The organism is Parvularcula bermudensis HTCC2503, assembly GCF_000152825.2.
Lineage (GTDB): Bacteria > Pseudomonadota > Alphaproteobacteria > Caulobacterales > Parvularculaceae > Parvularcula > Parvularcula bermudensis.
In genome coordinates, this window is sequence record NC_014414.1 from 540735 (window position 1) to 560463 (window position 19729).

The 19729-nt window shown below is 60.3% G+C and carries 15 protein-coding genes; 4 read left to right on the forward strand and 11 right to left on the reverse strand.

Annotated features, from left to right (window positions below; translation table 11 throughout):
• Positions 1-226: 226 nt before the first annotated feature.
• From trxA to tsaE, 6 genes are all read right to left on the reverse strand, one after another.
• On the reverse strand, positions 227-556 hold the full coding sequence (gene trxA, locus PB2503_RS02565; RefSeq protein WP_013299657.1) for a thioredoxin: 330 nt from the start codon (positions 554-556) through the stop codon (positions 227-229).
• Between the two features lie 89 nt (positions 557-645).
• Positions 646-4104: a double-strand break repair helicase AddA gene (gene addA / locus PB2503_RS02570; RefSeq protein WP_158305815.1), complete on the reverse strand. Its 3459-nt coding sequence runs from the start codon at positions 4102-4104 to the stop codon at positions 646-648.
• Entirely contained in the window at positions 4101-7148 is a 3048-nt protein-coding gene (gene addB, locus PB2503_RS02575) for a double-strand break repair protein AddB (protein ID WP_013299659.1), read from the reverse strand. Before addB ends, addA begins: the two co-directional genes overlap by 4 nt.
• Positions 7145-7852: a nucleotidyltransferase family protein gene (locus PB2503_RS02580; protein WP_013299660.1), complete on the reverse strand. Its 708-nt coding sequence runs from the start codon at positions 7850-7852 to the stop codon at positions 7145-7147. Before PB2503_RS02580 ends, addB begins: the two co-directional genes overlap by 4 nt.
• The gene (locus PB2503_RS02585; RefSeq protein ID WP_013299661.1) at positions 7849-8940 is read right to left on the reverse strand and encodes an aminoglycoside phosphotransferase family protein; all 1092 of its coding nucleotides are present in this window, start codon (positions 8938-8940) and stop codon (positions 7849-7851) included. Before PB2503_RS02585 ends, PB2503_RS02580 begins: the two co-directional genes overlap by 4 nt.
• Entirely contained in the window at positions 8924-9391 is a 468-nt protein-coding gene (gene tsaE / locus PB2503_RS02590) for a tRNA (adenosine(37)-N6)-threonylcarbamoyltransferase complex ATPase subunit type 1 TsaE (RefSeq protein WP_013299662.1), read from the reverse strand. The genes PB2503_RS02585 and tsaE overlap by 17 nt, the downstream gene beginning before the upstream one ends.
• A 107-nt stretch (positions 9392-9498) precedes the next feature.
• On the opposite strand from tsaE, the gene PB2503_RS02595 reads away from it, so the two are divergent.
• On the forward strand, positions 9499-9819 hold the full coding sequence (locus tag PB2503_RS02595; protein WP_041535185.1) for a 2Fe-2S iron-sulfur cluster-binding protein: 321 nt from the start codon (positions 9499-9501) through the stop codon (positions 9817-9819).
• Between the two features lie 50 nt (positions 9820-9869).
• On the forward strand, positions 9870-10400 hold the full coding sequence (locus PB2503_RS02600) for an MmcB family DNA repair protein (protein WP_238525801.1): 531 nt from the start codon (positions 9870-9872) through the stop codon (positions 10398-10400).
• Between the two features lie 240 nt (positions 10401-10640).
• On the opposite strand, the gene PB2503_RS02605 is transcribed toward PB2503_RS02600, so the two are convergent.
• Positions 10641-11336 carry an HAD family hydrolase gene (locus tag PB2503_RS02605; protein ID WP_013299665.1) on the reverse strand — a complete coding sequence of 232 codons (696 nt, stop codon included), beginning with the start codon at positions 11334-11336 and terminating at the stop codon, positions 10641-10643.
• A 129-nt stretch (positions 11337-11465) separates the two neighbouring features.
• Positions 11466-14183, reverse strand: a complete 2718-nt coding sequence (locus PB2503_RS02610; RefSeq protein WP_013299666.1) for a TonB-dependent receptor plug domain-containing protein — start codon at positions 14181-14183, stop codon at positions 11466-11468.
• A 411-nt stretch (positions 14184-14594) separates the two neighbouring features.
• Here PB2503_RS02610 and PB2503_RS02615 point away from each other — a divergent pair, with 411 nt between their 5' ends.
• Positions 14595-15188, forward strand: a complete 594-nt coding sequence (locus PB2503_RS02615; RefSeq protein WP_013299667.1) for an EipA family protein — start codon at positions 14595-14597, stop codon at positions 15186-15188.
• 74 nt (positions 15189-15262) lie between these two features.
• Here PB2503_RS02615 and ppa read toward each other — a convergent pair whose 3' ends face one another.
• Entirely contained in the window at positions 15263-15793 is a 531-nt protein-coding gene (gene ppa / locus PB2503_RS02620) for an inorganic diphosphatase (RefSeq protein WP_013299668.1), read from the reverse strand.
• A gap of 64 nt (positions 15794-15857) precedes the next feature.
• Between ppa and PB2503_RS02625 the strand changes: the two genes are divergently transcribed.
• Positions 15858-17501, forward strand: a complete 1644-nt coding sequence (locus tag PB2503_RS02625) for an alpha-amylase family glycosyl hydrolase (protein WP_202944399.1) — start codon at positions 15858-15860, stop codon at positions 17499-17501.
• Here PB2503_RS02625 and PB2503_RS02630 read toward each other — a convergent pair.
• Together PB2503_RS02630 and prpB are read right to left on the reverse strand one after the other, a co-directional pair.
• Entirely contained in the window at positions 17492-18628 is a 1137-nt protein-coding gene (locus PB2503_RS02630; protein WP_013299670.1) for a patatin-like phospholipase family protein, read from the reverse strand. The genes PB2503_RS02625 and PB2503_RS02630 overlap by 10 nt on opposite strands.
• A gap of 64 nt (positions 18629-18692) precedes the next feature.
• Positions 18693-19604 carry a methylisocitrate lyase gene (gene prpB, locus PB2503_RS02635; RefSeq protein WP_013299671.1) on the reverse strand — a complete coding sequence of 304 codons (912 nt, stop codon included), beginning with the start codon at positions 19602-19604 and terminating at the stop codon, positions 18693-18695.
• Between the last annotated feature and the right edge of the window lie 125 nt (positions 19605-19729).

A 19729-nucleotide genomic window follows, 5' to 3' on the forward strand; every position in this document is an offset into this window, starting at 1 on the left:
CACGGCAAAACAACGACCTAGAGACGTTCTACCACTCAAGTTTACTTAAGACGGCTCTAGCGCGCCTTGCGCTGTCGGCCATGCCGCCCGTCCCCCCATCCGGCAAGGCACAATATAATAGGGGGCGCGCCCCCCTGGCCGCGCCCCCTTCATTAAGGTTTGTGGGGGGCGCGGCCTCGGCCCTGCCCCCTGCATAGAGAGCCCCCTCATGATCGGGGGCGCAAGATTAGGCCGCGCTCGCGGTTTCCTTGACCCAAGCCAGAATGGCCCCCTTCGCATCGGCCCCCACTTTGGTGGAGACGAGCTGGCCTTCCTTGAACAACATCAATGTCGGCACCCCCCGAACGCCATATTGCATCATGGTCGTCGGGTTTTCATCGATATCGAGCTTAGCGACGGTGAGGTCATCCCCCATCTCATCGGCAATTTCTTCGAGGGCCGGGGCAATTTGCCGGCAGGGGCCACACCAGGTCGCCCAGAAATCGACCAGCACAAGGCCGGTGCCTTTCAGGACATCCTGCTCGAAGCTGGCATCGGTGACGGTTTTCGTCGCCATGGCATTCTTCCTTACATTGTAACGGCCCCAAGGAGCCATTCTCTAACTCGACCCCATCTAAGGGTTCGCCGACGCATCGCAAGCGGACCTTAGAGCGCCTTTTCTAATGCCGACAAGAGAACCGCTTCGGGCAACGGCATCAGCTGCGCGGTGTAAGTCCAGAGGAGGGCCCCAGTGACGCGGCGACCTGGAAAGCGTTGCCGCAAGAGCATGTGGTAAAGCGCCATCTGACTGAGGGTCGCGGACTCAACATCCTCCACCCGGCGAGGGGGGGGACGATGGGTTTTGAAGTCAACGAAAACGACCTCCTCCTCGCGAAGAACGAGACGATCAATCTGCCCACTGATGCGCCTATTTCCGAGGCGCCCGGCGATCGCCATTTCTGTTTTCGCCGCCGGCGAAAAGACCTCGGCGAAGGCCTCATTCTCCAAGATCCCCAGGACCTCCTCCAGCCAGCGCGCCCTTTCCTCCGCGGGGATATCGCCGCCATGGCAGGCCAGATAGCGGGCGCCGAGGGGGCGGCGCTGGGCCGGCGCGAGGGGGGGCAGACGTTCGAATAGTCCGTGTAGCAAGATGCCGCGCCGCCGCGCCCCCTGCCCCTCCACCATCGCCAAGGGACCGATTGTGGAGATCGATCGCCCCTGGTCCTGGTCCACCGCATGGGAGGGGGCGAGCGTTCGCTCCTCCACCTCTCGATCGGCGGCGCGGAAGAGCCAGTTAGGTATTGCCGACGCTGCCGATTGGCGGGCCTTGTCCGGCTGAACGCGCCGGTCCCGCGATGAAGCCACCGACAAGACGCGCAAGGGGGCCTCCCCCGGGGACGATTGTCTCTCAACCCGCTCACCAAGCCGCGTCATGGCCTGGGCCACAAGACCGTACCAACTCGCCTCTGCGGGGGGCTTTGCCTCCGCCACGGCTTCAGGGTCGTCCTTGCTCGTTCCAGCCGTCCCTGTAATGACCAATCGCTGTTCGGCACGGGTCATACCGACATAGAGGCGCCGCCGATATTCTTCCCGCTCCCGCGCTTTTGCCTTTTCCTTGGCCAGATCAAGCAAGGGATGGCTGACGCCGCTCGGCGGACAGATCAATTTTCCGCCGTCCCCTTTGATAAAGTCCGCCTTGAGCTCGGAGGGTTTATTCGCATCGATCAAATAGACCGTATGGGCCTCCCGCCCCTTCGCCCCGTGGACCGTCATGACCCGCACGACATCCTCGGTGTCTTCTGAATCTCGTTTGATGATCCGCCCATCTGAGAGACTGCGTTCGAGATAGTGCACAAAGCCGACCAGGGATCGGGGCTCGGCTTGTTCAAAGGCAATGGCGTCGGTCAATAATTCCTCAAGCGCCAGATCCACGCCGAGCCCTAAGCGTCGGTGGAATCTCAGCCACCCCGAGGGCTGTCCCCCATCGAGATAGGACGACAACAGAGCGAATGGGCCCGATGCGTGACCTGTGCCCTCAGCCTCCTCAATCATCGCGACCGCCGCCGCCAGGCGATCATCCGATCCGGCCGCCTCCCGAACCCGGGACCAGAGTGTCACGCCTTGATCCCGACCATGGGCCAAAGCGAATAGAAGGTCGTCGTCGATCCCGACCAACGGTGATTTCAGCAGTTCCGCGAGACTGAGATCATCCTCATGATTGACGGCAAATCGTAAGGCCGACAATAGATCGCGTACGGCAATATCTTCCATCAAAGGCAAGCGATCCGCCCCAGCGGTGGGGATCGCCGCCTCGCTGAGAGCGCGCAAGACCTCGTGGAATATCGGCCCCCTTGTCTGACAGAGAAGCAAAATATCGCGATAGGCGAGCGGACGCTTGTCGCCGTTTTTGAGGATACAATCATCACGCCCCACGCGCTTTTTGATATCGGCGGCAAGGCGTTTGGCCAGTTTCCGTGTCGGATGCTCAGGCCGCACCGCATCCACCGGTGCGCTCCACGGATCCTCCGTCAGCGTTTCATCGCGTCGCTCAAGGGGCCATAACTCGACCTTTCCCGGCAAATCGGGCTTGGCGGCAACATGGCGAATGGGCGCGTCGTCCGATAGCCCGCGCCGGGCCTCCTCAGGGGTGAAGCTCTCATCGACGACATCGAGTATTGCCTGCGACGATCGGAAGGAGAGAAATAATTGCCGACTGACGAAGTGATCGCGCGACGCGAGTGTCTCCGTCTCCGCCCGCTCCCTCTCGAACAAATCAGCATCCGCCCCTTGGAAGGCGTATATCGATTGCTTCCGGTCCCCAACGAAGAAGACCGTTTTCGGCACCTCCCCATTATGCGCCAACAGCGCCTGGCGAAGGGGGTTGAGAACGGACCATTGAGATGGCCCCGTATCCTGGGTTTCGTCGACCAACAGATGATGCAGACCATGGGAGAGCTTGAACTGAAGCCATGCATGATCGGTCCGGGTCAGGAGCGATGCCGCCGAAGCGACCAAATCGTCGTAATCGAGCAGACCGCGCCGGGCTTTCTCCGCTCGACAAAAATCGGTCGTACGGCGAAGCAGGCGCTCGGTCGCCGCGTGGGTTCTGATGATCGCGCATGCCGTGATCCGGTGACGCGCCGCCTCCAAAGCCGTGGCGAGTTCGGCCCACTCTGCCGCGACGGAAGGAAGGATGCCGCGGATATCCTTATTCCCTGCCATCGTCTTGTCAGCGGGTCGCTGGCCGTCGGCTTTTAAAAAAGCGCTACAAAGATGGTCGAAAGCCGACGGGTCATCCGCCTCCCACGCGGACAAGGCTTCACGGGCACGGAATGTTCTTTCCTTTGCCCCCTTTGCGATATCTGGAGCGATACGGGAAAATTGCCTGACAAACTCACGATCGAGGGTCTGAAGGCAATGCCGTTTGATGTCATCGACATCGCTGTCGCCCCCTTCGCCCAGCTGTTCAATCAGGTCCTCCGTGGGCATAAGATCCGAGGCCTCAATGCCGGCAAGAGCCTTCATGACAGCCGATTCCTGGCTAAATTTTTCCTGGACCGTCAAATGATCACCGGCAAACCCCTCCGCCTGGAGAGCGCGCAGCGCCTGCCATCGGCAGCGATGGATAAGCGCGGCATATTCGGCGTCATCAAGGACGGAAAAACCGGGCATCACCCCCGCTTCAAGCGGGAATTGCCGCAGCAAGGACTCACAAAAGGCGTGGATCGTCTGGACACGAAGCCCCCCGGGGGTATCAAGCGCCCGCGCGAACAAACGCCGGGTTCGCATCAATGACGGGGCGGCGGGGGATCGACCGAAACGCGTCGTGAGAGCGTCGGATAGGGCTTCGTCCGAGAGCAATGACCATTCGCCGAGAATGTCGAACAAACGGTTCTTCATCTCCGCCGCCGCCGCATTCGTGAAGGTGAGGCAGAGGATCGAAGAGGGATCAATCTCCCGCCCCCCATCGGCCAAATCCGTCAATAGGCGGATGACCCGACCGATCAATACATGGGTTTTACCGGATCCCGCATTCGCCGACAACCAAGCCGATCGCCGCGGATCGGAGACGGTCTGTTGGATGGCGGTGGTTTCGGCGAGGGGGTCGAGGGCGCTGTTTGTCATGCCTCCCCCCCGCCATCCGCCGACCCATCCATCCCGGCCCATTCGCGTCGGCGGGCGAGGTGATCGTAATCACCTTCGCTATTGGACTTGAAAGGACGTAATTGAGAATGAAAGACGAACTGTCCCGAAACAAACTCTGTCATCATCCTATTCAAATTTTGCGCTGTCTCGAGAAGGTGTGCCTTGAGGTCTTCTCCCGCCACCATCCACGGCACCTTTTCTTCGGTAAACGGAACAGACCATGCCTCCTTTCGGAGCATGGGCGTATAGGCAAGGCGCCGAACCTGTCCACGCCGCAGATCCTTAAATCCGCCAGCCGCCGCCATCATCGCCAGAACCGATAATTGAGGTTCAAAAGACGCATCCTGTTTGAAGGTCGGCGCGCTGCCCCCCTTATAATCAATAATCGTGTAGGTCCCATCCGGATAAAGATCGATACGGTCGGCACGTCCGTAGAGATCGATAGACCGCCCCCCCGCCATCACGGTCAATTCCCCTTCTATTTCCGCGAAGGTCGCCGTGGCCCCGTCACGGCGCTGGGTTTGACTGATCACCGAAAAGGCCTTCCCCGCCCGTTGCCCCATCATCGCGTAAAGGTCGTGGCATTCAGACGGATAAAGACAGTCGTCGATTGTCTCAGCGAGGGCGTGGGCGAACACCTCCTGCGTGACCCGATCGGGGGCGACCTTTGCCAGCCGCTCATAAACCGCATGAAAAAGCGTTCCGCGCTCCCGCTCCGCCGGCTCTTGGGCCAGCGGATCAAGGGGGAAGAGCCGGAGAAGGCGCCGGGCATAAACGCTGTAGGGGTCGCGAATGAGCTGGCCGATATCCGAAACGGACAGACGCGCGGGCAGAAGCGCCGCTGCGGGTCTTGGCATTGGGGGCAAGGCCGGATCAACGCTGGCCGGATGGCGCAGCGCCCCTACCCACCCTCTAAGGCGCCCGGTGATGTCCGTCGCTTCAGTCTGCTTCGCCGCCTCGATCAGGTTATAAAGCCGGGTCAGCCACCGTGAAGGAAGGGCGGGTCCGCGGTCGGATTTTTCCGACCGTATAAGGATGACCTCCTCCCCCAACGCATGGTCGACAAAGTCGAGGGCCGACCGACCGACTTCGGCATCATGGGTCGGCAGACCGAGGGCAAGACGAACATTATGGGGAAGAAAGGGATCGGCTGTCGTCAATTTCGGCCAGGTCCCTTCCGTCAACCCTGCGAGGATGACCCGGTCGGCGGATTGCAGGCGGGCCTCGACCAGTCCCAGAACGGTCAGACGGGGATGGGTGCCATAGGTACGAATGACAGCGCTCCCCAATAGGGCCTCAAACAGGGAGGCAAAGGCCGCCGGGGGACAGTCGGGGAGGAAGGCCGTCTGCATCATCGCCGATAGCTGCGCGGCAAGGGCTTCGCCGTCTTGATCCTGCCACAGCAATTGATCGCCGTCGGCGGAGCGAGCGAACCGGTCAGCGATCTCGATAAGGGCTCTCAATCGCTCATGCTGGGTTGTCGCCGCCTGAAATGCCCGCAGCGCCGCGTCTAGGTCCTGCAACAATTCCGTCTCAAGAGGAGACGGCCCCTCCCCCGCCAGGCGCCGTTGGGTGTCTTGCCAGTCCCGCGGCCGCATGCCGCGCAATCGGCGATCCACCCGCCGGGCCAGTCGCTCTTTGTCACTGCGGGTGAGCCCCCTTAGAAAAAGGCCGTGGGCGACCAATGCCGCCAGGGCAACAGGATCATCCGGGGCACCAAGCCAATGCGCCCACTGACGAATATAGGTCCCTCGATAAGCCCCATAGAGCGGCGTCCCCCCCGAATCGTCGAGGCGAATATCCCATTGACGCAATTTCGCACATACCCGGCGCGCCAAATCGCGGTCCGGCGTGACGAGCAACGCGGTTTTGCCCTCTGTCTCCAGAACTTCACGGAGGAGGAGGGCGACGAAATCCGCCTCCTCATTCGGCGTCCCGGCCGTGGCGAAGGAAAGGGGCGCCAACGCCTCATCGAGGGAATAGGCGTCACGAAAGTCGGCAAATCGCCGGTGCCAGTCACCGGTTTCTTCGGCCGGCGTCAGCGCCAGGGATAAGAAGGCCCGGGTCGCCTGTTTCCGGTCCGTCATCCGCTCGTCCCATGGGGAAAGGTCAACGCTCGCCCCTCCTCCAACCCGCCGAAGCCAGCGTTGAAAGGCCGCCTGCGGATGAGAAGGCGGCAGCAGGGTCGATTGATCCGCCGCCATCGGCATCGCCCCGGGGAGGATGACGGCGCCGCGCGGACTTTTGGCCACACTCTCCATCAGATGGGCGGTCGCTTCAGTCGCGCCGAGAGCCCCGGCGATGAGGATCGGCGGCCCGTCCGGCGTGGCCGATAGGTGGTCGGCAAGCGCCGTCATCAGTCGTGTTTGGCGATCCGATAGCTCTATACATCCTTGCTTAGACAAAATCGCCGGCCAGGCTTCCGCCAAGATGGAAAGAAAGCGCAGATGCTCGTGCCAATGATCCGCCGCACGTCCGGCCAGGTCTTCGGGCGTCATCGACAAGAGTGCCGAGAGGGGCAGCGCTTCGCGATGAAAGCTATCGAGCACCGAGGCCAACGCATCGGCCCCGGCAAGGAGACTTGGCCAATCCGGCGATGCCGCCGCCGACATCCGTGCCGGGGCCGCAGTATCGCCTTCCGCAGCTTTACGCTGGGCTAGCAGGTGAGCGAGGATCAGACGACGATCCATGGGATCGACAGCAAGCGGGACCTCCTCATCCGCAACCATATCGGGCGCGGAGAACATCAAATCATCCTCGGTGATATCACCGAGGACCCGCAATTGGGGCAAAATGACCGTCCCCGTTGGCGCCGAGGCGGCAAGGTGATCGATCAACCGCCGAGCCGCCCGCCGGTTCGGCAGATATATCGTAAGATCCGCTAAGCCAGCAGGATCGCCTTCGAATGCCCGCATTAATGGCGCGACGAGCGCTTCGAGGAAAGGCACCCCTTGGGGAATTGTGAAGATTGCCGGATCGGCACGCAGCCTGTGGGTGAGCCAAGTGTCCGACTTGGCGGTCACGCGGCGTGTCCCTCTAATTCCTCCACCGCCCTATCGAAGCCGGGGCGGTCGCCGATATGCATCCAGCGGCCGTCATAGACGAGACCACAAAGGCGGCCGGCCGCCATCGCCTGGTTCCAGAAGACGGTCGTCGACTGCGCCTCGGGCCGCAGGCCGGACCAAAGACGCGGATGAATGATCTGGAGCCCCGAATAGACAAACCGCTCTCCCGGCCCTGACCAGGAAAGCCGTCCATCAGTATCCAGCGTAAAATCGCCAGATCCCTTATAGCCGGAGGTTTGCCCAAGGGGGATCAATAATAAGAGCGCATCCATGCGCTCGTCATGCCAGGCGGATCGCAGAGCCTCGACCGGCCTCCCCCCCTCGAAGGGCATGATGGCATCCGTATTCGTACAAAAGACCGGCCCCTCGCCCAACAGGGGGGTCGCCTTCATCAATCCCCCGCCCGTCTCCATCAAGGCGGTCGTCTCGTCGGAGATGTCCACCTTCGGAACCTCAATGCCCTGCAAATGGGCGCGCATCATCTCCGGTTGATAATGGATATTCACCACCGCCCGTTTGACCCCGCCATCGTCGAGCATTGCCAAGACCCAATCGAGCAATGGCCGTCCCGCCACCGGCACCAGCGGTTTGGGCCGGTCCCCCGCCACTTCGCGGAAACGAGTCCCAAGGCCGGCGGCAAGAACCATGGCGGTATCGATCATGTCTCTGCTCCCGAAGGCGTCAACAGGGCGGGCATATAGATTTCAGCCCAACGCCGTAAGGGGGCGACGGCATCCCGCCTCAGATCTTTGGCAAAGTGCGCCTCGACCCGCGGGAAAAATTGACGATACTGAGCCTTTCCATCACGGCGGATGAGCCGTGCGAAAATGCCCAAGATCTTTGCATTCCGTTGAGTGGTCAAAATAGCGTAGTCGGACAAAAAGACGTCCGGCGTCTCGATATGTCGCGCCTCTTCGGCGAGGAGTTCTGCCCCAAGACCTGGGTCAAGGTCGCGCCGGGCGTCTTCGATTAAGGAGGCCACATCGTAGGCCGCGTGACCGATCAAGGCATCCTGGAAATCGATCACCGCCAGGCGACCATCCTCAGGCACCAAGACATTCTCTGCATGAAAATCTCGCAGCACCAATTTCTTCGGAGGGCTGAGCCCCGCGAGAAGATCCGCAATCGCCTCATCCCATGCGGCGAGCGCGTCACGGGAGAGTTCCACCCCACGATAGTCTGCATACCACTCAGGAAGCAACCGCGCTTCGGTCGCCATCGCCAAGGCGTCATAGGTCTGAAGCGGCCAAGTCCCGACCTGACAGGGGGCAAGGTCGACCTGCCGCAGGGGCCGCAGCGTCGATAAGGCCGCCCGATAGAGGCGCGCCTCGGCAACCGAATCGGTGGCGGCATGAACAAGCAGCGTATCGCCGAAATCTTCGACGATGGCCGCGCCCAGATCGGGGTCGGCGGCAAACACTTGCGGCGCCCGAACCCCGTGAGCGTTGAGATAGGCCGCAATTGATGTGAAGGCCTCAAGTCGGGGTCCAGCGAGCCGTGCAAGGGCATTATACCCAAGGGCCCGTCGGTCCGCCTCACTCGCTGAGGGGGGGCAAGCGGGCGCCTCCGCCCTTGGCGGCGCATCCATCAACAAGGCCGGCGCGGCCCCGCCGGTCAGGCGAATGTACCGACGGGTCGACGCATCGGCCCTGAGGGGAGCGGTGACATCTCCCTGCCAGCCGGCGCCTTCGACAAAGGCCGCCAATTGGGCGGACCGATCAATGCCGGTCTCTTTACGAACAAGGCTCATCGATACCTCTTCCGGTCAAACGTTCTTGCCACTCTCTGTCCCCTGACAGAGCGATCATCCGCCCCTCCGGCACGAGGTGAATGCCGACCTCGAGATATCCCGGCGGCAGAAATGCAGCCCCCTTCTCCGCCCATTCGACGAGCACGATTGCCGCGTCGTCGTCGAACAAGCCCAATTCCAATATCTCGTCAGGTTCGGCCAGACGGTAAAGGTCGGCGTGCTTGACGGGGGGGGAGCCGGGATAGTCATGAATGATGGTGAAAGTAGGGCTTGAGACGTCAATATCCTCTCCCATCAGGGAGCGGACGACCCCCGCGGCCAGAACCGTTTTGCCCGCCCCCATCTCTGCGGCCAGCGACACCACATCGCCCGGTCTCAGCACCTGGCCCAATCTGCGTCCAAAAGTCTCCGTCGCTTTGGGGCAGGAAGACAGGAAGGAAAGAAACGCCATATGCTTGTCTAGCGAGAAGTAGACCAAACGGGGAGTCGCTGCGGTCTTGTCTTTTTCCCAGAGACACGCTTAGGCGACACTCTTTCGAAAGAGCGATGGCGAAGCACATGGTCAAAGTCACCTATATTGAACACGACGGTAAAGAACACGAAATCGACGGAGATGATGGGCTCACCGTGATGGAGGTCGCCGTGAAGAACTCCGTTCCGGGCATCGATGCCGATTGTGGCGGCGCCTGCGCCTGCGCCACCTGTCATGTTTATGTGGACCCGTCCTTCAGTGAAAAAGTTGGCGCCCCCAATGACATGGAAGATTCGATGCTGGATTTTGCGTCGGACCGTCGCGAAAATTCCCGTCTAAGTTGTCAAATCAAGCTCGACGCCGAGCTCGAAGGCCTCGTCGTTCGCCTGCCGAAGTTTCAAGGCTAAAGGGTCTCGACAGCGGCGCCTCTATTGAGGGGTGAACGCCAGGGCACGACTTGACAGCGCCGAGATGTTTCGGTTTTGTTCTCGTCATGGTTGCCGCCCCTTCTCCTACCGCGCCGTCCTGCCCCGAAGACGAGGGGGGCTCTCCGCTGGCCGCTTTACGGCCACAGGTGACCGAAGATGTCACCCGCGGGGCCGCCCGGGTGATGATGGAGGGCGGGTACGCCATTCTGACCGAGATGCGCCTGCCCAATGGCTTACGTGCGGACCTGATGGCGATCGGGCCACGGGGAGAGATCGCGATCATTGAGGTCAAATCCTGCCAAGCCGATTTCGATGCCGACAGTAAATGGCAGGGATATCGGGACTATGCCGACCTGTTCTATTTCGCTGTGCCTGAAGACTTCCCGCAAGACCTCCTCTTGCCGTCGGCGGAAGGGCTTATCGTGGCGGACCGGTTTGGCGGGGCGATTCTGCGCCCGCCGATCAAGCGAAAGCTTGCCGCCGCCCGACGCAAGGCGTTGACCCTTTCCTTTGCGCGGCGCGCCGCCCTTCGCCAATGGCCGGATGTCCCGTCCCCTTGAGGGCAGTGGTGTTCAGATCCATTTTGAGACGCGAGGGGGAGTTTTGGACCATGAAGGTCGGAAAGCACGTCACACTCTGGATACTGAACACCACTGAGCCGAACCTGGAGGTCGGCCGGTAGAAAGGCTGGGCAAATTCTTTCTACCTCCGGGGATGATGGGCATCTCCCCTTAAGGTTGCAGTACCCAATTCGCTTACACGTCGTAAGAACTAGTTTTCCACAAAAACGATTAGTCGGCTCAGGAAAGCTCTCTTAGTTGCGTCGCCAGATCATCGTGGTCGGCGACAATCCGGCTGGCGCCGCTTTCGGTGAGCTGTTGTGCATGGTCCGCCGCGCAATGCCCGCCGCCGACAAAGCCCCAGACCTCAGCGCCTGCGCGCCGTGCTGCCAGCACACCGTTCACACTGTCCTCGATAATCAGCGTCGTCGCGGGGGCTACACCCAGCGCCGCTGCGGCATGCAGGAAAATATCGGGATAGGGCTTCCCCCTTTCGACATCGTCGGCCGAATAAATATGGGGCCCGAAATGACCGGCCAGACCAAAACGGGACATTTTATCCGCAAGCTGTGCTTTGCCCGAGGATGAGGCCACGGCGATGCGACCGGCAAAGACCTCTCCTGCGGTCCTCACGGCCATCGTCGCCCCCGCGACCAGCGTCATGGTGTGGAGCTGCGCCCGCCGGGTTTCCAGCAATCCTGAGACCAGATCGGCCAGTTCGGCCTCATCCGGCGATCGGCCGAGAATAGCGGCATAGCTCTCCCGCAGATTGGCGACGAACAGATCCGACCGCATGCCGGTGAAGCGGGTGATCACCTCTTGGGCGCTCCAGGAGAAGCCGCGGGACTGCAAGAACATTGCCGCGTCGGCGAGACCAACGATTTCGGAATCGACGAGAACGCCATCGCAGTCGAATAAAAGGGCCGATAACGGCATTGGCGATACGGCGTCCTTGGCGCCATTGCCCAAAGACCCTACGCCCCCGCTGGGAAGAAGTCGCCCTCTTGCCCAAGAAAAAGGCGGCCCCGATGGCCCGCCTAACCCCTCTATCCTAACCTTTGAGGATTAGAATTCATGGTCGACGGCGAGATACAGCATCCGCCCCCGTGGATCATGCACCTTGCTGTCATACCCGCCATTGGTGAACACTTGAGGCGGCTCCTCGTCCAACAGGTTGCGCACACCAGCGGTAAAGCGGGTCATCTTCGCGCGCTCCATCAGCTCACCGAGTTGCAGGCTGTACTGAATATCGACCCGCGTCTGGGAGTCGATATCGCGCAAGACCGGCGTATCGGCGAATTCATCTTCGTCATCGACATACTCATCGATATACCGCGCAAAGACATTCGCCGCATGGGGACCGCTTTCCCACAATAATCCGGCATTGAACCGAATCTCCGGCGCCGAAGTGCCGAAATTGTTGAAATTGCGGCGACCGGCACCGTCAATAGTGCCGCTTCCCCCCGGCAATGTCGGATCTTCAAGCTCATATTCGAGAAGATAGGTCCCGGTAAAAGTGGGGGTCAGCGTGCCCTCGCGGATATCGATCGGATAACTCGCCGATACATCGACGCCCGATGTCTTGAGCGAGGAGGCATTCACAAAATCCGTGAAGATCTGCTGCACATTCCCGCCGGGTCCGCGAATGATCGCTGGATCCAATGGGTCGTTCAGCAGTAGAGATTGCGGATTTTCCTGCACGATGACGTCAGTAAAGTCGAAATTGAAATAGTCGACATCGAGCTCGAGCCCCGAAGCTGGCCTGAGCGAGAAGCCGATATTGAACGCATCGGACTCCTCGGGCTTGAGGTCTTCATTGCCGAGGGTGCGGACTGCGGCAAAGGCCGTCGCGCCCCCATTGGCGGGATCGCTGACCTGCTCAAGACTGGTGGACTGACCTTGCAACTGGAACGTCGACGGTGCCCGGAACGAGGTCGAGTAGGACGCCCTTAAGGACAGCCAATCATTGGGCCGGAACAGCGCCGCCACCTTGGGGTCCGTCGTCGATCCGATATCCTCATAATCCTCGAACCGCAGCGCGAATTGCAGGTCCAGCATATCGGTTACGGGGACGGACAATTCCCCAAAAACGGCGAGGATGTTCTGCGTGCCGCTATAAGGTTGCTCCCCGATCAAGAAGCCGAACCCGTCATTCAGGCTGATCTCGTCGAAATTGCCTTCCAACTCCTCTTTCCGATACTGGGTGCCGATGGCGATCGAGACTGGCCCCGCCGCCAATTCCGCCAGATCAGTCGACACCAGCGCATTGATGACGTTCAGCTCCGACTTGGTTTCGCGCACCTGAGTGCCGATCAGGAAATCGACCAACTCGTCGCTATTGGGCGCGACGGTAAAGCTTGTGGCGAAGGGGTTGAAGGTCTCCCCCGCCACCCCGGCCGCCGCCGCATCCGTCGCCACGGCCCCACAGGAAGTGATGCCGTAAAGCGCAGCTGTCGTCGCATCAAATCCGAACAAAGAACACTGGAACCGGTCGGCAATGACATCGGGGGTCATCAGGACATGTTCGTTCTGCCCATAGACATAGGACATCTCCCAATAGCCGTTGCGGAAAGCATCACCGGTCAAGGTCAGTGAGGTCCTGAAGGTTTCGCTATCGAACCCATTCGTCGCCGCCTCGCCGCCATTACCGAGGACCCGACCAATGAAAACCGCGTCTTGCGCGAAGACATTGAACGGATTGGAAGCCGGCACGATCGGCGTCAACAGATAGGGGAAGGTCGGCGAATTATTCCGTGTCGCTTCATTGTCGGCATAGCCGACTTCTGCCTGGAAATGGATGGTGTCGGTAACGTCGAATTCCGCCTTGCCGAAGAAGAGCAGCTTTTCTTCCTCAGGGACGAGAGAATAATAATCACCGAAGTCGAAACCGCAAAAGCCGATCCCGGAAGACGGCGGCGGCGCTGTCGGGCTCGCCGGGAGCGGCACGCCGCCAACTTCCGCACAGCCCGTCGGATCGATCACGGGCGCCCCCGCCGGCGCAGCCCCCAGAGGATCGGTGGGGGGCGCGGCCAGGAACGCACCGGGATTACCGATGACGGACACATCGTCCATGCCCACGCGGCTCAACCGCCGCTCTTCGGTCGTCAACGCGTTGCGACGCGTATAGCTCACCGCGCCCAGCACAGAGGCGGTGTCGAAGGTCTTGCCGAAGAGCCCCTGCACCAGGGTTTCGTCGTAGCTGCCGCCTTGCGGATGGGCGAGATAGTTCACCGACCCGAGGACGCCGTCATAGTTTTCGCGCGTGATGAAATTGACCACGCCGGCCACAGCGTCCGAGCCGTAAAGGGCAGAAGCACCATCCTTGAGGATCTCAATGCGCTCAATTGCAATGAGCGGCACCAGGGAAGCGGTGTCGACAAAGCTCACCCCATCATTGCTTTGGGCGGCGGTCGTGACCTGGCGATGACCGTCGAGCAGAACGAGGGTCGAGGCGAGTCCGAGCCCGCGCAAATTGATGCTCGACGTGCCGGTGGTCTGGTTCTGGGTAAAGGCGTCCGGATTATTTTCGGCGCCGGTATTGATCGTCAGGGTTTCGGTGATGTCCGAAACATTGACGGCGCCGACATCTTCGATATCGCCGGCGCCCACGCTCTCCAACGGGGAGGGAAGGTTTGATTGGTCCTGGCGGCGAATGAAGGTCCCGGTGACCACGACCACGTCATCGGCCTGTTGGGCGACCGCAATCGCATTCGGCGACGCGCCCAAACCGGAAGCGAGGCAAGCCGTCAATACTGTCGAGGCTCTCCGTTTACTGAAAATCATTATTCCTCCTAGCGGCATTCGCGTAATATTATGTTTTGCAAATAATAGAGACTTTCTCACGAAAATAAAATCCAGAACCTCAACAGACCCTTAAAAAATAAGGATTATATCGAACGATAGATTGTTTATTTGCACCGCCTAGTGCGGGGAGCTTTTTGCTCCGCTCAATGACGCAACGCACAATGACAAAAGCGACGGGGGCGGCAAGTCACTGCTTCTCCGGGCCAATCGGCCAGTGTGCACTGCACGCCAGTCACCGTTTCTGCGCCCCTCAGATGCACAAAAAAGGTGTTCGGCGCTGACGGCCAGCCCAAAAAGGAGAAACCGGAGAGGCGATTTTGGACTGCGACAAAATGGAACCTTCGCGGCGGAAGGGGGTTATAGTCTCGTTGTTTTCTAAGGATTTTGGTGATGCTTCCTCGTCTCCTCCTCGCGGCGGTTGCCCCGCTCGCTCTCGTCGCCTGCCAGACAGCGCCCACCAATGATGTTGAGCGCGTCGAAACCAAGCGGGATCTGCAATATCCGACCTATGCGCGCGGGACGGTCGTGTCAGAGGCGGAGAATTTCTTCGGACAAAGCTCTGCGGAATTGGCCGAACTCCTTGCCGATATTTTCGAAGATGAGGGTCAACCTCAAGCGTATATCGCCGGAGAAGAGATCGGCGGCGCCGTGGGGGTTGGGGTTACTTATGGCCGGGGTCAACTCTACCGACCGGGCCAGCCGCCCCTCCCCATCTATTGGCGCGGCCCAAGCCTTGGGTTCGATCTGGGGGCTGATGCCTCAAAAGTATTCACCTTGGTCTATGACCTCGGTCCCACGGCCAATTTGTTCCAGCGGTTTCCCGGCGGTGAGGGCGCAGCCTATTTCATCGGGGGAATCGGGGCCGAGGCCCTGACCGATGGGACGACCACCATCGTCCCGATCCGTACCGGGATCGGCGCCCGTACCGGCGTCAATATCGGCTATATGCACTTCTCGAACAAACGAAGCTGGATCCCGCTCTAAGAGCGGCCCTTCCCCGTGGCGCGGCGGCGCCACGGGATTTTCCCGGCCAGAGGGGGGAGGGAGAGCGTCTACGCTCAGCCCTTTTTCGCGTTTTCGAGCCCCTGGGAGATAAGCTGCTCCGCCATCTCCTTGGATTGCCATTCGCGCACTTTCACGAATTTGTTCGGCTCCAAATCTTTGTAATGCTCGAAGAAGTGCCAGATGCGCTCAAGCAGGATCGGCTGCACATCTTCGTAGGTTTCGATATTGTCGTAAAACCGCGTAAGTTTTTGATGCGGCGCCGCCAGGATCTTCTCATCGACCCCCGCCTCATCTTCCATCAGGAGCACCCCGATGGGGCGCGCCCGCAGGACAGCACCGGGCACCAGGGGACGCTGGCCAAGGCACATCACGTCGACGGGATCGCCATCGCCCGACAAAGTGTGCGGCACGAAGCCGTAATTACAAGGGTAACGCATCGAGGTGTAGAGGAAACGGTCGACCATCATGGCCCCAGAATCCTTGTCGATCTCATATTTGATCGGCTCGCCCCCCAGGGGCACCTCGATAATGACGTTGATATCTTTCGGCACGTCTTTTCCGGCGGCAATTTTCGTGATGTCCATAACGACCCCATTGCTATGAGAGGCATCTAGCCCTCAACGGCAGTGACCAGCAAGATAGAGGCCGATGGGAGGGACGCTTATGGCAGCGGTGGCGGAAAATTGGTGGCGCGGGGGGGTCATCTACCACATCTACCCCCGCAGTTTCCTCGATACGAATGGCGATGGCATCGGCGATCTTCCCGGGATCCTCCGCCGTCTCGACTATGTCGCGAGCCTCGGCGTCGATGCCGTCTGGCTATCGCCGTTCTTCACCTCCCCCATGCGTGATTTTGGCTACGACGTCTCGAACTATCGGGATGTCGACCCAATGTTCGGGACGCTTGAGGATTTCATCGCCCTGCTCGAGGCGGCCCATGAGCGGGACCTCAAAATCATCATCGATCAGGTATATTCCCACACCTCGGAAGATCATCCCTGGTTTCGCGAGAGCCGCGTCAATCGCGTCAATCCGAGAGCGGACTGGTATGTGTGGGCCGATGCCAAGCCCGACGGGACGCCGCCCACCAATTGGCAGTCCGTGTTCGGCGGCCCGTCTTGGCAATGGGAAGGCCGCCGCAAACAATACTACATGCACAATTTTCTTTCCTCGCAGCCGGACCTCAATCTGCACAATCCGGAGGTGCAGGATGCCCTGTTGGAGGTCGCACGGTTCTGGCTCGAGCTGGGGGTCGATGGCTTTCGCCTCGACGCCATCAATTTCGCGATGCACGACCTGGAGCTGAAGGACAATCCGCCATCGGAATGGCCCCCTGAATGGGTGACTCGCCCTTTTGACATGCAGATCCACCGCTATAATCGATCGGATGCGGCCATTCCGCAATTTCTGGAACGGTTGAGATCGGTACTCGACGCGTATGACGCCCGCTTTTCGGTCGCCGAAGTTTTCGGCCCGACCCCACTCGTCGAGATGCAAACCTTCACGAGCCCGGGCCGAATCCATTCGGCCTATAATTTTGATTTTCTCTATGCGGAAAAACTGACCGGAGACCATGTTCGGCAGTGCATCGAAGCGTGGGCGGGCGACCAGGTCGAAAGCTGGCCGTCCTGGGCATTTTCCAACCACGACGCCCCACGATCCGCCAGCCGATGGGCCCGGAGTGCCGAGCCCGCCGACCTTAAACGTCAAGCAAAGCTCAATCTCCTGCTGCTTTTGGCGTTAAGGGGCAGCCTTTTTCTCTATCAGGGGGAGGAGCTGGGCCTGCCGCAATCGGATGTTCCCTTCGAGGCGTTGCAAGACCCCGAAGCCATCGCCAATTGGCCCCATACCCTTGGCCGGGATGGCGCACGAACCCCTTTTCCCTGGACGGAAGATAGAGATGCGGGCTTCTCCACCGTCCCGCCCTGGCTGCCCGTCGATCACCGCCACCCGCAACTCTCCGTCACCTCCCAGGAGACCGACCCAAAGAGCGTCCTGAATTTCCTTCGCCGCGCATTGGCCCTAAGGCGCGCCATGCCGGCTCTACAGGATGGGGGGATGACGTTCATCGAGGGCGCGGCCGATGAAGACCTGCTCGTTTTTCTCCGCGGCACAGCGCCCGATGAAACTCTGTGCACCTATAATTTTGGAGACCATGCCATCACGTGGCAGCCTGAGGACCCAGAAGCCTGGGAAATCGTCCTCGCCACGGGAAGCCGAGCCCATGGCCCCCCAGGGTCGACGATCCCTCCACGGAGTGGCTATTGGGCGGTTCGGCGCCGCTATATTTGAGACGCCGGGCACGCCACCTCTCCAAGAAGAAGCTCCTTATTGAGAGCCCGGTAACCGTCAGCCTCCCCCAAATCCATCAGGGTTTGGATGTAGCCCGGCTCGAAGAGTAGATAGCTGGGGAGAATATAGGGTGCCTTCAAGCCCCCAATCGTACGCAACATCAGGCGGGCGGAGCCAGGCATTTCATGGAGAAAGTCCCCCGCGATCGGACGAATATCGATGCTTGGATCGATGGGAAGAATATCGATAGGGCGGATAGAGGATTGGGCCTTACGATGCGCCGGCAATGACCTGTAAGATCTATTGAAGCGTTCCGCGATTTCGACATCCGCCTCCAGATTATCGTTGAACAGGATGTCGAGCATTTGGCCGGCGAGATATCCTACCGAAGGCTCGGTCATCGCCCCTTCCTCGGCGTCGGTCTTTTTGTCTCGGGCGCCGATCACGACCAAGCGATCCGCCCCAAGACGAATGGCGGGGGAAAGCGGAAAGCTGTTGCGTAAGGCACCGTCACCGAAATACCGCTCCCCCACAGCGACTGAGGGAAAGATCAGCGGCAATGCGGCAGAGGCCAGGACGTGTTCAGGGCCAAAGCGGGTCCTGACCCCCATGCGACGGGCCCGAGACCAGTCGGCATAGGAAGGGCGGCCGGCGAAAAAGGTCACCGCCCGACCCGAACGATAGGAGGACGCCGTGACCGCCAGGGCATCGAGCCCCCCCTCCCCCGCGCCAATCTCGTTGATCGTGTCGAAATCGGCGTGACGCCGTACCAGATCCCATAATGGCGAGTTATCGAGGAGCGACGCGGGCGCCGTCGCCTTTCCGATACCCGGCAATGCCGCACGCATCCATTCAAAGATGCGTCCACGAACAAGTGAATTGTCGGTGACGAAGACATCGTCGGAGTGGAGCTGACGCCAAACGCTCTCCAACCGGGCGACGCCCTCACGAAAATCATGGGGGGCACTTCCCAACATCACCGCCGCGAGCGCCCCAACCGACACACCGCTGATCACCGAAAAGGGCATCGTCCCCTTCGGCACAGCACTCGCCAACGCCTTGAGGACGCCCACCTGATAGGCGCCCCGTGCGCCGCCCCCCGACAGGATCAGCGCGGTTTTGGTCATCGCATACCGGCCTTTCTAGAGCCCGCAAAGAACGCGTTGACCAGGAGGGTGAGGCGTGCCCCGATCATTTGGTGGGCGTGTCACCGACCTCGAAATTGAACAAATCCTGATCAAAACGATTATACTCTTCATACCGAAGATATTGATACAAAACCTTACGGTGCTGCATCCGATCGAGGATCTCCGATTGATCACCAGCGGCCAAAATATGGTCGAGCCCCCGTTCCACCTCGCCCATTGCCAGACGGAATGTCGTGACGGGATAGATGACGATATTGAAGCCGAGATCCTCAAGCTCCTTACGGGTAAGCAACCGTGATTTTCCGAACTCGGTCATATTGGCGAGGATCGGCACATCGATTGCCTTGCGTACGGCTTCGAACTCGGCCTCGTCCTTCATCGCCTCGGGAAAGATCATATCCGCCCCGGCATCGACATAGGCCTTCATGCGGTCAATCGCCTTATCCAGACCTTCAATAGCACGGGAATCGGACCGCGCGATGACGCAGAAATTGGGATCCCGCTTGGCATCGACCGCGGCGCGAACCCGCTGGATCATCACCTCCGTATCGACGATCTCTTTGCCGTCCAGATGGCCGCATCTTTTCGGCATGACCTGATCTTCGATATGGCAGCCGGCGAGCCCCTTTTCTTCGAGCATACGGACGGTTCTGGCCGCACTCATCGGTTCACCGAACCCGGTATCGACATCGATAAAGGCAGGAAGGTCCGTCACCCGCGCGATCTGCTCACCGCGATCGGCAAACTCCGACAAGGTCGCAAGACCGATATCCGGCAAACACAGATCGGCGGTCAGCATGGCCCCGCCGATATAAACCGCCTCATAGCCCTTATCTTCGATCATCCTCGCCACATAGGGAGAGAACGCCCCCGGCACTTGATGCAATTTGCCGTCATCCAACATGTGACGGAAGGCCAGGCGCTTTTGTTGAGGGGTTTTCGATGTGAACAGCATGGGGGCGCCTCCTGTTGAATGGGCTATCGGTCAGATCGCTATCATCTAGCGAAAAGTTTACCGGCTCCCAAACGGCGGCAACATGACCGTGAAACGACAAAGGGCGCCCCATCAAGAGCGCCCTT